This window comes from Rhizobium altiplani (genome assembly GCF_001542405.1).
Taxonomy (GTDB): Bacteria; Pseudomonadota; Alphaproteobacteria; order Rhizobiales; family Rhizobiaceae; genus Rhizobium; species Rhizobium altiplani.
Genome location: NZ_LNCD01000082.1, coordinates 240,432 through 257,570, shown reverse-complemented (window position 1 = coordinate 257,570; position 17,139 = coordinate 240,432). Strand labels below are relative to the sequence as shown.

At 59.9% G+C, this 17,139-nt stretch carries 19 protein-coding genes, 1 tRNA gene and 1 pseudogene; 12 read left to right on the top strand and 9 right to left on the bottom strand.

All coding sequences use genetic code 11. The features are described from left to right. Positions 1-647: pseudogene (locus AS026_RS18835) on the top strand (integrase core domain-containing protein); the annotation flags it as partial. A gap of 44 nt (positions 648-691) precedes the next feature. Here AS026_RS18835 and AS026_RS18830 read toward each other — a convergent pair. Further along, positions 692-781, bottom strand: a tRNA-Ser gene (locus AS026_RS18830). Positions 782-1,158: 377 nt separating this feature from the next. Between AS026_RS18830 and AS026_RS18825 the strand changes: the two genes are divergently transcribed. The 4 genes from AS026_RS18825 (at position 1,159) to AS026_RS18810 (ending at position 5,340) form a co-directional block, all read left to right on the top strand. Beyond that, the gene (locus AS026_RS18825; protein ID WP_025662598.1) at positions 1,159-2,259 is read left to right on the top strand and encodes a septal ring lytic transglycosylase RlpA family protein; all 1,101 of its coding nucleotides are present in this window, start codon (positions 1,159-1,161) and stop codon (positions 2,257-2,259) included. Between the two features lie 70 nt (positions 2,260-2,329). Beyond that, on the top strand, positions 2,330-3,526 hold the full coding sequence (locus AS026_RS18820; RefSeq protein WP_062371035.1) for a D-alanyl-D-alanine carboxypeptidase family protein: 1,197 nt from the start codon (positions 2,330-2,332) through the stop codon (positions 3,524-3,526). 115 nt (positions 3,527-3,641) lie between these two features. Next, positions 3,642-4,328 (top strand): dTMP kinase, encoded by a 687-nt coding sequence (tmk, locus tag AS026_RS18815; RefSeq protein WP_026371504.1) that lies wholly within the window; start codon positions 3,642-3,644, stop codon positions 4,326-4,328. Continuing rightward, positions 4,318-5,340: a DNA polymerase III subunit delta' gene (locus AS026_RS18810; protein WP_062370999.1), complete on the top strand. Its 1,023-nt coding sequence runs from the start codon at positions 4,318-4,320 to the stop codon at positions 5,338-5,340. Before tmk ends, AS026_RS18810 begins: the two co-directional genes overlap by 11 nt. On the opposite strand, the gene AS026_RS18805 is transcribed toward AS026_RS18810, so the two are convergent. Beyond that, entirely contained in the window at positions 5,341-6,141 is an 801-nt protein-coding gene (locus tag AS026_RS18805; protein WP_062370997.1) for a sulfite exporter TauE/SafE family protein, read from the bottom strand. 236 nt (positions 6,142-6,377) lie between these two features. Between AS026_RS18805 and metG the strand changes: the two genes are divergently transcribed. From metG to AS026_RS18780, 5 genes are all read left to right on the top strand, one after another. Further along, positions 6,378-7,928, top strand: coding sequence for a methionine--tRNA ligase (metG, locus tag AS026_RS18800; protein WP_062371033.1), 1,551 nt, complete (start codon positions 6,378-6,380; stop codon positions 7,926-7,928). A gap of 7 nt (positions 7,929-7,935) precedes the next feature. Next, a complete protein-coding gene (locus AS026_RS18795) occupies positions 7,936-8,718 on the top strand; it encodes a TatD family hydrolase (protein ID WP_025662592.1) in 783 nt (260 codons plus the stop codon). Positions 8,719-8,722: 4 nt separating this feature from the next. Beyond that, positions 8,723-9,553, top strand: coding sequence for an MBL fold metallo-hydrolase (locus AS026_RS18790; protein ID WP_025662591.1), 831 nt, complete (start codon positions 8,723-8,725; stop codon positions 9,551-9,553). 316 nt (positions 9,554-9,869) lie between these two features. Next, positions 9,870-10,880: an IS30 family transposase gene (locus tag AS026_RS18785; protein ID WP_062370994.1), complete on the top strand. Its 1,011-nt coding sequence runs from the start codon at positions 9,870-9,872 to the stop codon at positions 10,878-10,880. A 155-nt stretch (positions 10,881-11,035) separates the two neighbouring features. Further along, positions 11,036-11,464: a DUF4864 domain-containing protein gene (locus AS026_RS18780; protein WP_062370992.1), complete on the top strand. Its 429-nt coding sequence runs from the start codon at positions 11,036-11,038 to the stop codon at positions 11,462-11,464. 47 nt (positions 11,465-11,511) lie between these two features. On the opposite strand, the gene AS026_RS18775 is transcribed toward AS026_RS18780, so the two are convergent. After that, on the bottom strand, positions 11,512-12,051 hold the full coding sequence (locus AS026_RS18775; RefSeq protein WP_062370990.1) for a rhodanese-like domain-containing protein: 540 nt from the start codon (positions 12,049-12,051) through the stop codon (positions 11,512-11,514). 3 nt (positions 12,052-12,054) lie between these two features. After that, on the bottom strand, positions 12,055-12,360 hold the full coding sequence (locus AS026_RS18770; RefSeq protein ID WP_018855053.1) for an ArsR/SmtB family transcription factor: 306 nt from the start codon (positions 12,358-12,360) through the stop codon (positions 12,055-12,057). A gap of 78 nt (positions 12,361-12,438) precedes the next feature. Here AS026_RS18770 and AS026_RS18765 point away from each other — a divergent pair, with 78 nt between their 5' ends. Next, on the top strand, positions 12,439-12,783 hold the full coding sequence (locus AS026_RS18765; RefSeq protein WP_062371030.1) for a carboxymuconolactone decarboxylase family protein: 345 nt from the start codon (positions 12,439-12,441) through the stop codon (positions 12,781-12,783). Between the two features lie 6 nt (positions 12,784-12,789). On the opposite strand, the gene tgt is transcribed toward AS026_RS18765, so the two are convergent. From tgt to coaD, 5 genes are all read right to left on the bottom strand, one after another. Next, a complete protein-coding gene (tgt, locus tag AS026_RS18760) occupies positions 12,790-13,920 on the bottom strand; it encodes a tRNA guanosine(34) transglycosylase Tgt (protein WP_062370988.1) in 1,131 nt (376 codons plus the stop codon). Further along, a complete protein-coding gene (gene queA, locus AS026_RS18755; RefSeq protein WP_062370986.1) occupies positions 13,921-15,003 on the bottom strand; it encodes a tRNA preQ1(34) S-adenosylmethionine ribosyltransferase-isomerase QueA in 1,083 nt (360 codons plus the stop codon). A 71-nt stretch (positions 15,004-15,074) separates the two neighbouring features. Further along, positions 15,075-15,584, bottom strand: a complete 510-nt coding sequence (locus tag AS026_RS18750) for a peptidylprolyl isomerase (RefSeq protein ID WP_018855049.1) — start codon at positions 15,582-15,584, stop codon at positions 15,075-15,077. Positions 15,585-15,610: 26 nt separating this feature from the next. Then, entirely contained in the window at positions 15,611-16,180 is a 570-nt protein-coding gene (locus AS026_RS18745) for a peptidylprolyl isomerase (RefSeq protein ID WP_025660993.1), read from the bottom strand. Positions 16,181-16,208: 28 nt separating this feature from the next. Continuing rightward, positions 16,209-16,703 (bottom strand): pantetheine-phosphate adenylyltransferase, encoded by a 495-nt coding sequence (gene coaD / locus AS026_RS18740; RefSeq protein WP_062370984.1) that lies wholly within the window; start codon positions 16,701-16,703, stop codon positions 16,209-16,211. Between the two features lie 179 nt (positions 16,704-16,882). On the opposite strand from coaD, the gene AS026_RS18735 reads away from it, so the two are divergent. Next, positions 16,883-17,104 (top strand): hypothetical protein, encoded by a 222-nt coding sequence (locus AS026_RS18735; protein ID WP_062370982.1) that lies wholly within the window; start codon positions 16,883-16,885, stop codon positions 17,102-17,104. Positions 17,105-17,139 lie beyond the last annotated feature (35 nt).

Genomic DNA, 17,139 nt, shown 5'->3' with positions numbered 1-17,139 from the left:
GCCTTCGAGACGACCCGTGAACGCGGCGTCTTCGATGCCTTCGCGCGGGTGTTTGCCGAACGCGGATTGCCGCTTGCCATCCGCTCCGACAACGGCCTGCCCTTCGCCAGCCCGAACGGGCTCTACAATCTCTCGAAGCTGTCGGTCTGGTGGCTGAGGCTCGGCATCGTCTTCGAGCGCATCCGCCCCGGCCATCCGCAGGAGAACGGCCGCCATGAGCGCATGCATCTGACGCTGAAGAAGGAAGCCACCCGCCCGCCGGGACGCAATATCCTGCAGCAGCAGATGCGCTTCGACGCATTCATCAGCGAATTCAACACGGAAAGACCGCACGAGGCCCTGTCGATGAAGGTGCCGGCCGAAGTCTACCAGACCTCGGCCGGCACCTATGAAGGGCTGCCCGAGATCAGCTACCCCTTCCACGACCGCGATGCCATCGTCACCAATTGCGGCCGTCTGTGCATCCATCGCAAGAAGATCAACATCTCAACCGTCATGGCCGGCCAGAAGCTCGGCCTGAAGAAGTCGACGACGGCATTTGGCTCGTCAGCTTCCTGCGCTATGATCTCGGATATATCGACCTCGAACAGAGGACATTGCAAACAATCGACAACCCGTTCGGCACGAGGTTGTCACCGATGTCTTAGGTACCGATTGTGACCTATGTGTCCGGGTCGGACAATAAAAAACGTGGCGGAAGAGGTGGGATTCGAACCCACGGTACGGTTTCCCGCACGCCGGTTTTCAAGACCGGTTCCTTAAACCACTCGGACACTCTTCCATGCAGTTGATTTGAAGCGGGCTCGAAACCCGCGCACCTGCGGTTGCCTGACGCCATCAGCTCAGGCTATGCAGCGTTTAAAGCCGTTCGGCGGCAGCGTCAACTGGTTCTGTACGGTACCCGGAAGGGCAGCAGAGGAGAGAAGCTCCCCGTTGCTGAAACGCCCAGCCGGGCTGAACCGACTCCGTTATTCAGAATCTTAAATTAGTGAATTATTAACCATATTAATTAGAATTGTCCCTATCTTGGCGAAATGCTTCGCAAATTTGCCATGAAGGCCGCATGATTAAAGTCTCGTTAGGTTGGTGGGATTAGGGGTGTCTTGTCCGGATCGGGCAGATTTCTTAACCATAACGGTCTTGAGCGGCGTGGGACATATGAAACGAGAGTACGGGGCGGCGTCATTCGCAACGGGAATGCGATGGGTAGGGCTGTCGCTGATCTGCGCAACGGTTACGGCTTGCGGTTCCTCGCCTACGCCCACAAAACGCACTCACGGCAAGGAGTATTTCTCGGAGAAGGAATACGGCGTCAAGGCCAGCCCCCGTGTTGCCACCGGCAACAACATCCCGAAAGGCGGCGGCCGCTATATGGTCGGGGACCCCTACGTGGTGAAGGGGAGGTGGTACTACCCGAAGGAAGATTTCTCCTACAACAAGGTTGGTGTTGCGTCGTGGTACGGCTCGGCCTTTCATGGCCGTTTGACCGCGAACGGCGAAGTCTATGACCAGATGCACCTTTCCGCCGCGCATCCAACGTTTCCGCTGCCGAGCTATGCACGCGTGACGAATACGGAAAACGGCGCGTCCATTATCGTGCGTGTCAACGATCGTGGTCCGTATCACGAAGGGCGCATTATCGACCTGTCCAATAAGACGGCGGACATGCTTGACCTGCAGCACAGTGGTACCGGAAACGTCCGCGTCCAGTATGTGGGGCGTGCCCGGATGGATGGGCATGATATGCCTTATCTGATGGCCTCCTATGTGCCGAAGGGCAGCCGCATTCCGGGCATCAACCCGGGTGGCGGGCAGATTGCCACCGGTGTTATGGTCGCCTCCAACAGCAAGCGCATAACCGCAGACCAGCTCCAGAGCTTCGGCGGTTTCACGCCCGAGCCGGAGAATGTTCCTGTGCCGGTCTCGGCGACGTCCTATGCCGGCTCGACTCCGAGCGCGCGCTACAATGCTGCGCCTGTCCCGACGCCGATGCCGTCACCGTCTTTTGGCGGCGTCGCGCCCCTGGCGGAGCCGGCGGCCGCTCAGATGATCGTCCTCCCGGAATTTGGTCCTTTCCCATATGAACGCCCCTATGGAGGGCAGCGCTCTCTCGCAATGGGGTATCAGGAAGAGGGCGCCAAAACTGTTACCGTCGAACTCGCTTTCGACGCCGTGATGGTTCGCAACGACGGCCTCACGCAGGACTCGATCCTGGCATCCGTCAAGCGTCAAAAGACAGCCGCCGCGCGCGGCGAATAACGGCGGCCATTGCGTCGCTCCAGGTCCGTTGTTAGCATCGTCGAGCTCGACCGAGCTGTGGGGTTTTTCGGTGTTCAAGCGTTTCGTTGGCCTCTGTGTTTGTCTTCTGCCTTTCGCAACGGTTGCCGCTGCCGCGAGCGGTGATGCCAACGCTTCATTCGTGACCAAGGCGGCCCAAGCCTACATGGTCGAGGCGTCTACCGGGACCGTGCTTCTTGCCAAGAACGAGAATCAGACCTTCTCGCCGGCGTCACTCGCGAAGCTGATGACGGTGGATCTCGTCTTCGACGCCCTTTCGAAGAACCAGATCACCCTCGACACGCAGTATCCGGTTTCGGAATACGCCTGGCGAACTGGGGGGGCGCCGTCGCGCACGGCAACGATGTTTGCCGCGCTCAAGTCGAACGTCCGCGTCGAGGATCTGATCAAAGGCATTGCCATTCAGGGCGCCAACGACAGCTGCATCGTTCTCGCTGAAGGCATGAGCGGCAGTGAGCCGGCCTTTGCGGCTGCCATGACGCGGCGTGCTAAAACGCTCGGTATGGAGCGGTCCATCTTCGGGAATTCGACCGGGCTGCCTGACGGCAAAAGCAGGACGACGGCGCTCGACATGGTGACGTTGGCGGCGGAACTGCAAATGTCCTATCCGAACCTCTATTCCTATTTTGCGCAGCCTGATTTCGAGTGGAACAGGATTTTCCAGCGCAACCGCAATCCTTTGCTTGGTTTCGGCATGGGTGTTGATGGCCTGGCGACCGGCTTTGCCGAGGGAGAGGGCTATTCCATCGTCGCCTCCGCCGAACGCGATGGCCGGCGGCTCTTCATGGCCTTGGGCGGCATTGCCTCCGACAAGGAGCGCACCGAAGAGGCCAAGCGCGTGCTCGAATGGGGGCTGACCGCCTTCGAAAGCCGTCAGATTTTCGCCGACGCCGAGGTGATCGGCGAAGCAAGCGTCTACGGTGGAACCTCCCGAAGCGTTGATCTCGTCGCAAAGTCGCCCGTGAGTGTCTATGTACCGATCAGCAATCCCGAGCGGCTGTCGGCGCGCATCGTCTACCATTGGCCGTTGATGGCTCCCGTGGAGGCCGGCCATGAAATAGGGACGCTGCGCATCTTCGCGGGCGGTCGCCTGTTGCGTGAGGTACCCCTTTATACGAAGGAGACCGTGGAGGTTGGCTCTTTGAGCAGCCGCGCCGTCGACGCGCTGATGGAACTCGGCGAGACGCTGTTGTTCTCCTGGCTGTGGGATAAGCCTGAACCCACCTGATCGCCGAATTCGCTATTCAGGGTGAGAGTTACCGTCGAGCGGTTTCGCTTTTCGCTGCCTTCCGTTAAATGTACGGCAGTGGTGCGGGTGACCGCCGTAATGCAGGAATTAGTCATTGCCATCCGGTACTGGGTTGTTTGTAACGTTTGAAGGCGGGGAGGGCGCGGGCAAGTCGACGCAGATCCGCCGCCTTGCTGAGTCTCTCCGTGCCCGCGGTCATGACGTGCTTTTGACACGGGAGCCGGGCGGTTCTCCGGGCGCCGAGGCTGTGCGTCACGTGCTTCTGTCGGGTGCTGCCGAAGCCTTTGGAACCCGCATGGAGGCAATCCTCTTCGCAGCGGCACGCAATGATCACGTCGAGGAAGTCATCCGGCCGGCTTTGATGACCGGCAAGGTGGTCCTTTGCGATCGCTTCATGGATTCGTCGCGGGTCTATCAAGGCGTGACCGGGAATCTTGAGTCGGAATTCATCGAGGCGCTGCAGCGCGTCGCCGTCAATGGTATCGTTCCCGACTGCACGCTTGTCTTCGATCTGCCGGCGCTGGCGGGTCTGGAGCGCGCCCGGAGGCGAGGCGCTGCTGGCGACGTCGCCCCGGACCGTTTCGAGAAGGAGGAGCTCGAAACGCACGAGAAGCGCCGAGAAGCGTTTCTCGATATTGCCGCCCGGGAGCCTGACCGTTGCCACGTCATCGATGCGACGCGGTCCGAAGAGGTCATTGCCGCCGAGGTTCTGGAGACCGTCTGGCGGCAACTGCCGCATGCGACAGCGACCAAGTTAGCGGAAGCAACTCATGAACGATGAACGACCGGGATTGCTTGACGGTGCCATCTGGCCAGCCGAAAACATGAAGCTATTCGGCCATGATGACGCCGAGGCCTTCCTCGCGCAGTCGTATCGGTCGGGCAAGGGCCACCATGCGATCCTGATCGAGGGACCGCCGGGCGTCGGCAAGGCAACGCTTGCCTTCCGCTTCGCCAATCATGTCCTGACGCATCCCGATCCGGCCGGCGCGCCGGATCGGTTGGAGGATCCGGATCCGGCCTCTCCTGTCAGCCGCCAGATCGCCTCGGGCGCCTCGCATAACCTGCTGCACCTGGCGCGGCCCGTCGATGAAAAGACGGGGAAGATGAAATCCGCAATCACGGTCGATGAGGTCAGGCGGGCAGGGCGCTTCTTCTCGCAGACGTCGGGCACCGGCAATTGGCGCATTGTCATCATCGATCCTGCCGATGACATGAACCGCAATGCCGCGAATGCGATCCTGAAAATCCTCGAGGAGCCGCCGAAACGCGCACTGTTCCTGCTTATCTCCCATGCGCCCGGTAAGCTGCTGCCAACCATTCGTTCGCGCTGCCTGCCGCTGAAGCTCGCGCCGCTTGGCGACAGTGCTCTCGGTGCGGCGCTCGCCCATCTCGGTATCGAGGCCAACCGCGACTTGCTTGCGGCGGCAAATGGCAGCGTAGGCGAGGCGCTGAAGCTGGTGAACTACGGCGGCAGCGATATCATCGCTGCTTACAACGATGTATTGGGTGCGCAGGGGGCATCTGCCCGCAGGGCTATGCATCGGCTGGCGGATGCGCTTTCCGGGAAGGACAGTGACACAATCTTTGAATTTTTCACCGGCCACGTCGGCGAGGACTTGATGCAGAAGGCACGGGCTGCGGCGATGGCAGGGCAGGTGGCTGCCGCGGAGAGGCTGGCCCGCCTGCATTCAGACATTGGCGAGCGGCTGACCGTTTCGGATGCCTACAATCTGGATCGCAAGCAGACGATCCTCAGCATCCTTGGAGATATCAAGGAGCCCGGCCCCTGATCAGGTTGCCAGCAGCTTCCATGCGACGACGGCAAGCGTCAGCGCCAGCACGATGCGGATTGTCCGTTCGTGGAGCTTAGGTGCGATCAGGCTGCCCGCGATAATCCCGGGGATCGAGCCGACCAGCAGGGCAAACAGCATTCCCCAGTTGATCTCGCCGATCACCCAGTAGCCCATCCCGCCGATCAGTGTCAGCGGGACGGCGTGAACGATATCGGAGCCAACAATTTCGCGAACATCGAGGCGCGGGTAGAGGACCAGCAGTACCGTCACGCCGAGCGCCCCTGCGCCCACCGACGTCAGCGTCACGAGGGTGCCTAGCACCAGCCCGAGGACCATTGTCCAGATGGCGATCGTGAGCGGCTTGGGCGGAGAGCGCTCTCCAATCGAGCGAAGCGCGAGCGCGAGGACTTGCTTGCGAAAGATCAGCATAAATGCGGTCATGACAAGCAACCAACCAAGGGCCATTGTAATCGTGTGGGCGACCTCGACGCTCCTGCGATCGACTCCCGCCATCAGCCAGAGCGTCAGCAGAGCGGCCGGGACGCTTCCGGCAGCCAAGCAGCCTACAATGCGCCAATTTACCCTGCCATGCATGCCGTGAACTGCTGTTCCGGCTGTCTTGGTCACAGCTGCGTAGAGCAGATCGGTTCCGACGGCTGTCGCTGGATGAACCCCGAAGAGAAGTACCAGCAACGGCGTCATCAGCGACCCGCCACCGACACCCGTAATGCCGACCAAGGCGCCGACAAGAAGCCCGGAGAGGGAATAGAGGGGATTGAAGCTGAAAAGGTCGGTCAAATAGGAGACCTCGAGCCCTGCGCGTGAATGGTGCTGCCGAGTGCTGAATATGTCACGTCGCTGATGCCCGCCCTTTGAATTTTCTTTGGGTAGAATGCCCCCAGAATCGAGTCAAGTGCAGCACGCCGGCGAACGGCAAATCGCCTGCTTTCGAAACTTGCTGTTTCGCTTCGCCATGACTTGCGCTAAGAGCGGCTGACAAATTTTATAGAGTAAGCCGGACACGAATGGCCGCCATGACAGACAAGACACCGTTTTACATCACCACCGCGATTTCATACCCGAACGGCAAGCCGCACATCGGCCATGCCTATGAACTGATTGCGACGGACGCAATGGCGCGCTACCAGCGCCTCGACGGCAAGGATGTCTTCTTCCTGACGGGTACCGACGAGCACGGCCAGAAGATGCAGCAGACGGCCCGAGCCGAGGGTATGTCGGCCCAGGAGCTTGCAGATCGCAATTCCAGTGCGTTCCAGTCGATGGGGCAGCTCCTCAACGCCTCGAACGACGACTTCATTCGCACGACGCAGGAGCGTCACCACGAGACGTCGCAGAACATCTGGAACCTGATGGCTGACAATGGCGACATCTACAAGGATTCTTATGCCGGCTGGTACTCGGTTCGCGACGAAGCCTACTATCAGGGAAGCGAGACGGAGCTGCGCGCCGATGGGGTGCGCTACGGACCGCAAGGCACGCCTGTCGAATGGGTGGAAGAGGCCAGCTACTTCTTCAAGCTTTCCGAATATCAGGACAAGCTGCTCGCGCACTACGAAGCCAACCCTGACTTCATCGGGCCTGCCGAGCGGCGCAACGAGGTCATCTCCTTCGTCAAGTCGGGACTGAAGGATCTCTCGATTTCACGCACGACCTTCGATTGGGGCATCAAGGTGCCGAACGACCCTGATCACGTCATGTATGTCTGGGTCGATGCCCTGACCAACTACATTACGGCGACCGGGTACATCGAGGATCGCAACGGTCCCCGCGCCAAGTACTGGCCGGCGGACGTTCATATCATCGGCAAGGACATCATCCGCTTCCACGCGGTCTACTGGCCGGCCTTCCTGATGTCCGCCAAGCTGCCACTTCCCAAGCGCGTCTTCGCGCACGGCTTCCTGCTCAACAAGGGCGAGAAGATGTCGAAGTCGCTCGGCAACGTCGTCGATCCCGTCAATCTGGTGAACCATTTCGGCCTCGACCAGGTGCGCTATTTCTTCCTCCGCGAAGTCTCCTTCGGTCAGGACGGCAGCTACAGCGAAGAGGCGATCGGCACGCGCATCAACTCCGACCTTGCCAACGGCATCGGAAACCTTGCCAGCCGCTCGCTGTCGATGATCGTCAAGAACTGCGACGGCAAGGTCCCGGAATGCGGTCCGCTGACAGACGAGGACAAGACCATGCTGGCGCAGGCCGACGCGCTGCTCGCGTCGACGCGTGACGACATGAACAAGCAGCTGATCCATCGCGCGCTCGCGTCGATCATCGCTGTCGTTTCCGAGACCGATCGCTACTTCGCCGGCCAGGAGCCCTGGGCGCTAAAGAAGACCGATCCGGCGCGCATGGGCACCGTCCTCTACGTCACGGCCGAGGTCGTCCGCCAGATTGCCATCCTGTTGCAGCCTTTCGTGCCTGAATCGGCCGGCAAGCTGCTTGATCTGGTTGCGGCTCCTGCCGACAAGCGCGACTTCGCGGCGCTCGGCGAAGCCGGCCGCCTCATCGCAGGCACGGCGCTCGAAGCGCCGAAGCCAGTGTTCCCGCGCTACGTGGCGCCGGAAGCGTGAGGACCTCATGCTGATCGATACGCATTGCCATCTGGATTTCGCCGACTTCGAGGAGGAGCGGGACGAGATCGTCAAGCGCGCCCACGACGCGGGTGTCAAGCAGATGGTGACGATCTCGACGCGGGTGCGCAAGCTGGACGCGCTGCTGGCCATCACCGAGAAATATCCGTCTGTTTTCTGTTCCGTCGGCACGCATCCGAATAATGCCGGCGATGAGCTCGATATCCAGACGGAAGATCTCGTGCGTCTGGCCAATGCCCACGAGAAGATTGTCGCGATCGGCGAGGCCGGCCTTGACTATTTCTACGATACGCAAAAGCCGGAGGACCAGCAGACCGGGCTGCGGCGCCACATTGACGCTTCGCGCGAGACGCAGCTGCCGCTCGTAATCCATAGCCGCAGCGCCGACGGAGACATGGCTGCGATCCTGACAGAGGAAATGGGGAAGGGGGCGTTTCCCTTTATCCTCCATTGCTTCTCGTCTGGCGCTGAACTCGCAAGGATCGGCGTCGACCTGGGCGGCTACGTGTCCTTCTCCGGTATCCTGACCTTCCCGAAGTCGGAGGAACTTCGTGATATCGCCAAAACGGTGCCGCAGGATCGGCTTCTTGTCGAGACCGACGCGCCCTACCTTGCGCCAAAGCGCTGGCGCGGCAAGCGCAACGAACCGTCCTATGTCGTGAACACGGCCGAGGTTCTGGCCGAGACGCTCGGCCTCAGCCATGCCGAGATGGCGCGGATCACGACGGAAAACGCATTCCGCATTTTCTCAAAGATGCCTAGGATCTGACAGCGTGGGCTATAGGCGGCGTTTCACCATTCTCGGCTGTTCGTCGTCGCCCGGCGTTCCACGCATCACCGGCGATTGGGGTGCCTGCGACCCGACCAATCCGAAGAACCGCCGCACCCGCGCGGCGTTCATGGTCCGGCAATATGATGACAACGGCGGCGTCACGACCGTTGTCATCGATACCGGGCCGGATTTTCGCGAGCAGATGATCGCGGCCCGCGTCACTCACATCGACGCTGTCCTCTATACTCATGCCCATGCCGACCACATCCATGGCCTCGACGATCTGCGTGGCTATTTCTATGGCGCGCAGCAGCGGGTTCCGATTCACGCCACGCGTGAGACGATGGACCGCATTCGACAAGGGTTCGGCTACTGCCTTGAAACGCCGCCCGGCAGCAACTATCCGCCGATCGTCGAAGCAAAGGTCATCGGAAGCCTCGACGTCCCGGTGCGGATCACCGGCGCGGGCGGAACGATCTCGATCCGGCCGCACCTGCAGCAGCATGGCGACATATACTCGCTTGGCATTCGCGTTGGCGACGTCGCTTATTGCAGTGATATCAGTGACTTTCCGCCTGAAACTGTCGAAAAACTTCAAGAGCTCGACGTCCTAATCATCGATGCCTTGCAATATCGCTATCATCCGAGCCATCTGTCGCTCGAGCAATCGCTCGACTGGATTGAGCGCCTGAAGCCGAAACGGGCGATCCTGACCCATATGCATACGCCGCTCGACTATGACACGGTCATGGCCGAAACGCCCGATCATGTGGTTCCGGCTTATGATCAGATGAGCTTCGATATCGAACTGGTCGAACTGGAAAGCGGCTGACGACCTGCATGATGTCGCGCGGTGTAACGATCGCAGTTTGCCTGTTGTTGAGGTGTCGCGGTTTTTGTTGTTTCGCTGGCGCTGAAAGCGCGAAGTGATTTAATCGGCACATCAGCATCCAGCGATAAGCGCCGAAAGAAAAAGCGATTTGGCGATGTTGGCGTACGGCTGATAGTTATGCGCTCCTTCGCAGATCTAGATAAGTGATGGTTCCATAATCTATCTTATCCGATCTATGGATGTAGCCGGGTGGGTTCTAGAATGAAGTGCGACTTGCTAATGATCTCAATGGGTTATCAATTGCAAGGACGATGCAATGAAGCGCACCTACTCTCAGATTGGATTGGACGAACGCCGTAAGATTGCCCGTTGGAGGTTGGCTGGGCTCAGTATTGACGCCATTGCAGAGAAGCTCGGAAGGCATCGTTCGACGATCTTTCGCGAAGTCCGGCGCAACATATTCGTCGACAAGGAAGTTCCTGATCTCAGCGGCTACTACTGCGTGACCGCGCATCAGATGGCCCGTGATCGCCGTTTAAAGCTGCGCAAGCTCGCGCGCTTCTCGCATGTCCGGCAATCGGTGATCGAGCGGATCGTACACGGCTGGTCACCGCAGCAGATTGCCGGTCGGATGCGCCTGGAGCACCATCCGATCTCGGTGAGCCACGAGACGATCTACAAATTCGCATACTCGGCCGACGGCCAGGCGATCGAGCTGTGGCGACATCTGCCGGAGCGTCGTGCCAGGCGCAGGCCAAGACATGCCAGACGCAAGCACGGTCGACGCTTTAGCTCGGATCTGAACATTTTGCGTCGTCCCGACACTGTTGCTGACCGCAAACAGTTTGGGCACTGGGAATGTGATCTTATCCAGTTCCGCAAGAAGTTTGGAAAGGCCAACGTCACGTCGCTCGTCGAGCGCGTTAGCCGATTTGCGGTCTTCCTGCGTAACAACGACCGTCAGTCACGTCCGGTCATGGACGGCCTCATACAGGCCCTCAAGGCCCTACCCCATCTAGCCCGTGGCTCGATCACCTTCGACCGTGGCACGGAGTTTACGGATTGGCCGTATCTTCAGGCGAGCATCGGCACCCAAACCTGGTTCTGCGACCCGCAATCGCCGTGGCAGAAAGGCACCGTCGAGAATACCAATGGCCGCGTCCGGAAATGGCTTTCGAGAGAGGTCGATCCATTATCGGTCACAGATGCCGATCTGATCGAGATCTGCAACCGGCTTAACGCAACACCCCGCAAATGCCTTGGCTATCGAACCCCGGCCGAAGTCTTCCGAAAGAAACTGCTCGCGCAGATCAGACATGCCGGCTAGCTCGATGAGCCACAAAAGTCGCGGTTCAGCATGAACTCACAATCCCGTAAGGAATAGCGCACGAAGCACGCCTACCAACACCCCGCCTGGTGATCTATGCTCTTTCCTTGTGCGTAGACTGCCCTAGAATTCCTAGGACAGCCGGAGCCGTTGCCATGCGCGCCTTTCTCGCAGTTTTCATTCTGTGTGCCGCGTCCTTCGTTTTGTTTGCGACCGCTCAAGCCGAAGATCCGATCGATGCGACGCGAACGATGATCGAGGCGCAGATCAAGGCGTTCCTGAACGACGACGTCGACACGGCCTATTCCTTTGCCGCACCCGGGATCAAGGCGATCTACCCCGACAAGAACGTCTTCTTCGCCATGGTCAAGAAAAGCTATGAGCCGGTTTACCACCCTGGCAATTATGCCTTTGGGCGCAGCCGCTCGATCGACAATGGCGCGATGATCTATCACGAGGTGCTGATATCAGGCCGTGACGGCAAGGATTGGACTGCCGTCTACCAGCTGGCGCGTCAGCCTGACGGAAGCTACAAGATCAACGGTGTGCAGATCGTGCCAAATACCGAAAGCAAAGGCATCTAAAGAAATGCCGCGGAAAGCCTCTCGCGATTTTTCGTTCGGAATTCAGATCAGGCCGGCTGGTTCCAAGGCATCAGGTTGAGCAGCTTCGCCATGCCGCACCAGCCGGATATGCCGGCAAAGGCGAGCGCCGCGCCAAACAGGCCGGCAACGACGAAGCCGGCTGGGCTGATGAAGAAACCAGCAAGCACCGACAGCAGCACGAGGAAGCCGACGACGATCTGGACCTGACGGAAAATCGTTAGGCGCGGGGCGGCTGTGCCGACCACCGGCAGGCCTTCCGCTTTCCAAGCAGCGATGCCGCCCTCGAGATTGAAGACCGGATACTCGCTTCCCTCCTGGGCTACCAGCCGCTCGCAGGCTTGCTGGCCGCGACCGCCCTTCAGGCACTGGAATACGACCTTGCGTCCGGCCGGGACGGAAAGGACTCGGGTGAGGTTTCCGACCTCGGACAGAGGCAGGGAAAGGGCCGAAGCGATATGCTCGCTGCGGAACTCCTCCGGCTCGCGGACGTCGATCAGGACCGCCTCGCCCGCACCTATCCACTCTTTCGCCTGGCGCGGTGTCACCACCTTCATCGACTGCGTCATTGCTCAAACCTTCCTGCAGAAGCGGTTGTAGAGAATTTCCATTATCTCCAGAGCCGCCGGATCGTTGATAAAATAATAGAGCGTACGGTGGTCCCGCCGGAAATCGACGAGGCCTTCCTTCTTCAATTTCGCCAGATGCTGCGACATCGAGGTCTGGCCGATGCCTGTCTCCTCGACCAGCGTACCAACGCTCTTCTCGCCGGCGGCAAGAAGACAGAGGATCAGCAGCCTGTGCGGGCTTGCAAGTCCACTCAGGAACTCCGCAGCCCCTTCCGCCTTGCCGCTCATCTCCAGCGTGAAGTCCGTCATCGGCGCCTCTTTACATTTCGTATTCTATTGATATCACATTTTTGCGAAATGAAAAGCAGGAAATACGGAAACAGAATGATGAGCAAGGATTACAAGCAGATCACCCGTGATATCGCCGCCTATACCGGAGAACTGAGAAAGCTGGCGCCGGAGGCCATGCAAGGCTTCTACGCACTAGCGAAGGGCGCAAGCGGCGATGGCGCCCTCGACAAGAAGACGAAGGAACTGATCGCGTTGGCGATCGGCGTCACTCAGCGCTGCGACGGCTGCATCGGCTTTCACGCCAAGGCATTGAAAGAACTCGGCGCCACTCGTGAAGAGGTCGCCGAGGTCATGGCGATGAGTGTTTATATGGGCGGTGGCCCAGCGTTGATGTATGCCGCAGACGCGCTGCGCGCCTATGACCAGTTTGCCGAAACTTAAGGCGGCTCAGACTGGATCGAGATCGCCCCTCGCCCATTCCTCCATGGTCTCGGCCATGAAATCGACGAAACGGCCTTCGACGATCGACTTGCGGATGCCCTGCATCAGCTCCTGGTAATAGGCGAGATTGTGCCAGGAGAGCAGCATGCCGCCGAGGGCCTCATTGGCGCGCACGAGGTGGTGCAGGTAGGCACGCGAGTAGTCGCGCGATGCCGGGCAGTTCGATTGTTCGTCGAGCGGCCGCATATCCTCTGCGTGACGGGCATTGCGGATGTTGACCTTGCCGCGACGTGTAAAGGCAAGCCCGTGACGGCCAGAGCGGGTCGGCATCACGCAGTCGAACATGTCGATGCCGCGAGCGACGGACTTCAGGATATCGTCAGGCGTACCGACGCCCATGAGATAGCGCGGCTTCTCCGTTGGCAATACCGGAAGGGTCTCCTCGAGCATCTTCAGCATGACCTCCTGCGGCTCGCCAACGGCGAGACCGCCGACCGCGTAGCCCTTGAGATCGAGATCGGTCAGTGCCGCGGCCGACCGGACGCGCAGCGCGGGTACATCCCCGCCCTGCACGATCCCGAACATGGCTTTACCCGGCTGGTTGCCGAAGGCGACCTTGCAACGCTCCGCCCAGCGCAGCGACAGCTCCATGGCGCGCTCGATTTCCCGCGGTTCCGCCGGCAGCGCCACGCACTCGTCAAGCTGCATCTGGATGTCGGAATCGAGCAGTCCCTGGATCTCGATCGAGCGCTCCGGCGACATGTGATGCAGGCTGCCGTCGACATGCGACTTGAAGGTTACGCCCTGCTCATCGAGCTTGCGGAGACCCGAGAGCGACATCACCTGGAACCCGCCGGAATCGGTCAGGATCGGATGCTCCCAGCGGATCAGCCTGTGCAGACCACCGAGCCGGGCCACGCGTTCCGCTGTAGGGCGCAGCATGAGATGATAGGTATTGCCGAGGATGATGTCGGCGCCCGTGTCGCGAACCTGGTCGAGATACACGGCCTTAACGGTACCGACGGTGCCGACGGGCATGAAGGCCGGCGTGCGGATCGTGCCCCGCGGCATCGAGACCTCGCCCAGGCGAGCACCGGCGTCAGTCTTCTTGAGGGTGAACTGAAAGTTCTCGGTCATTTAGTCTTTCCGGAAAAGAAGGCTGGAATCGCCATAGGAATAGAAGCGGTAGCCCGTCGAAATCGCGTGCTGATAGGCTGCATGCATGGTCTCGAAGCCGGCAAAGGCCGAAACGAGCATGAACAGGGTCGATCGGGGCAAATGGAAGTTCGTCATCAGCATGTCAACCGCCTTGAAGCGGTAGCCTGGCGTGATGAAGATACCCGTGGCGCCGGCCCAGGCCCGGATCTCGCCATTGTCCTGCGCAGCACTTTCGATCAGCCGTAGCGAAGTCGTGCCCACACAGATGATGCGCCCGCCCCTCGCCTTCACGGCATTGAGGCTCGCAGCCGTTTCGGCGCTGACATAGCCGCTTTCGAGATGCATCTTGTGGTCATCGGTATCGTCCGCTTTGACTGGCAAGAAGGTGCCGGCGCCGACATGTAGCGTCACGAAATGGCGCTCGACCCCAGCCTTGTCGATCGCGTCGAAAAGCGCGGGCGTGAAGTGAAGTCCGGCCGTGGGAGCGGCGACGGCGCCTTCCTCGCGCGCATAGATGGTCTGGTAGTCGGCGCGGTCGCGTTCATCCTCGGCGCGTTTGGCGGCGATGTAGGGTGGCAACGGAATATGTCCGACGGAATGGATGGCCTCGTCGAGCATCGGCCCAGACAGGTCGAAGGCAAGGGTGACTTCGCCGCCCTCGCCTTTTTCCTCGACCGTGCATTCGAGCTTGCCGAGCAGGCAGCTGGTGCCGTCATGGCCAAATGAGATGCGATCACCGATCTTGATGCGCTTACCGGGCTTGGCAAAAGCCTTCCAGCGGCTGGTGCCGGTGCGCATATGCAGCGTTGCCGAAACCTGCTGACCGCCGGCGCCCTCACGATAACGGATGCCCTCGAGCTGCGCCGGGATCACCTTGGTGTCGTTGAAGACGAGCGCGTCCCCTGCCCTTAGAAAGCTGAGCAAATCGCTAACCCGATGGTCCGACAGCTGCACTTCGTCCGCCGGGTCGACGACGAGCAGGCGCGCGCTATCGCGCGGCTCGGCGGGCCGCAGGGCGATCCGTTCATCCGGCAGGTCGAAATCAAAGAGGTCTACGCGCATCACTCAAATCCAGGCAAAGCGAAACCCGCCCCACGCTTTCGCGCAAGGGCGGGTTTCAGCAAAAATCACAATCAGACGTCAGCGGCAACCCGCATCGAGACGATCGAGTCCGGATCGACGACCGGCTCGCCCTTCTTGATCTTGTCGACGTTGTCCATGCCTTCGATGACCTGACCCCAGACGGAGTACTGCTTGTTCAGCCAAGGAGCATCGGTGAAGCAAATGAAGAACTGCGAATTGGCAGAGTTCGGGTTCTGGGAGCGGGCCATCGAGCACGTGCCTCTGACGTGGCTGACCGCCGAGAACTCAGCCTTGAGGTCGGGCTTCTCGGAACCGCCCATGCCGGCGCGGCTCGGGTTGAAGCTCTCGCCGCCCTTCTTGCCGAACTTCACGTCACCGGTCTGCGCCATGAAATCGTTGATGACGCGATGGAAGACAACGTTGTCATAGGCCTTCTCGCGAGCGAGTTCCTTGATGCGGGCGACATGTTCCGGCGCTACTTCCGGCAGCAACTGGATGACAACCTTACCCTTGGTGGTTTCCAGGATGATGGTGTTTTCGGGATCCTTGATCTCGGCCATTCTTCTTCTCCTACTTGTCTTGAAACTTACTTGCTGCCGACGGTGACCTTGATCATCCGGTCGGGATTGCTGACTTCGCCGTTCTGACCCTCGCCGCGCTTGATCTTGTCGACATTCTCCATGCCGGAGACGACCTTGCCAACAACCGTGTACTGGCCGTTGAGGAAGGAGCCATCAGCAAACATGATAAAGAACTGGGAGTTCGCCGAGTTCGGGTCCTGCGAGCGGGCCATACCGACCGTACCCCGCACGAAAGGCGTCTTCGAGAATTCGGCCGGCAGGTCAGGCAGGTCGGAGCCACCGGTACCGGCACGGCTCGCATCGAAGCCCTTTTCCATGTTGCCAAACTTCACGTCGCCGGTCTGGGCCATGAAGCCTTCGATGACGCGATGGAAGGCGACGTTGTCATACGCGCCCTTCTTGGCGAGCGCTTCGATCTGCGCGACGTGCTTCGGCGCGACGTCCGGCATAAGCTGGATCACGACCGGACCGTCTTTCAGCTGGATCGTCAGCGTGTTGCCGGACTGCGCGAATGCGGCGCCCGCGAACGAGGCAAGGGAAAGCACGGCTGCAAATGCGAAAGAGAAAAGTTTCATAATGGCTCCGTTGCGGCGAAAAGGTCGCCTAGGATTTGCGCTTGGATTGAAGAGCTTTCAAGACGGCAGCCGGCACAAAGGCGCTGACGTCGCCTCCCATGGCAGCGATTTGCCGGACCAATGTGGCGGTTATGGGCCGCGAGGCCGTTCCGGCTGGCAGAAAGATCGTTTGAATGTCGGGCGCCATCTGGCGGTTCATCCCGGCCATCTGCATTTCATAGTCGAGATCGGTGCCGTCCCTGAGGCCGCGGATCAGTAGGGTCGCGCTATGGGATCGCGCCGCGTCGACGACGAGATTGTCGAATGCAACGACTGAGATGTCGCCGGTCTTTTCAGGCATTGCTTCCGCGAGCGACTGGAGAATGAGATTCGCCCTCTCATCGAAGGAAAAGAGCGGCGCCTTGCCGGGATGAACGCCGATCGCGACGATAACCTTGGACGCAACGCTCAGCGCCTGGACAAGAACATCCAGATGTCCGTTGGTGATCGGGTCGAACGACCCCGGATAAAAAGCTGTCGTCATTGGCCTAGCCATTTGTTTCGACGCCCTTTTGTCATGGATGACGGTTGCCCGCAAGTCATTTGCCGATCGCTGAACGGCGGATGAATGCAGCATTCAAGGCGGCTTCAGACCGGCTCGCTATAGTTGAGACCGTCAACACCCGATGTCATTCCGACATCGGTCAGCCCCGGAAAACGCCCATGCTGATCATCCTTGTTGCATTCGCTGTCATCGTCTCGCTGCTTGCCGAATTTTTCCACGGCTACGTGCGGGAAATGCAGGATGCAAGTTGGGTGCGGCCAAGCGTACGGGAACATTATGCAATCGTGCGTAAGACAGGAAATGTGGCGTTTAAACCGATTAAGGATTCTGAATGCCAGATGAACGGCGCATTCAAGGTCGCTTCAGAACGGCCTTGCTAAACGACCCGTCAATATCCCTGGAACCATTTTCGCAC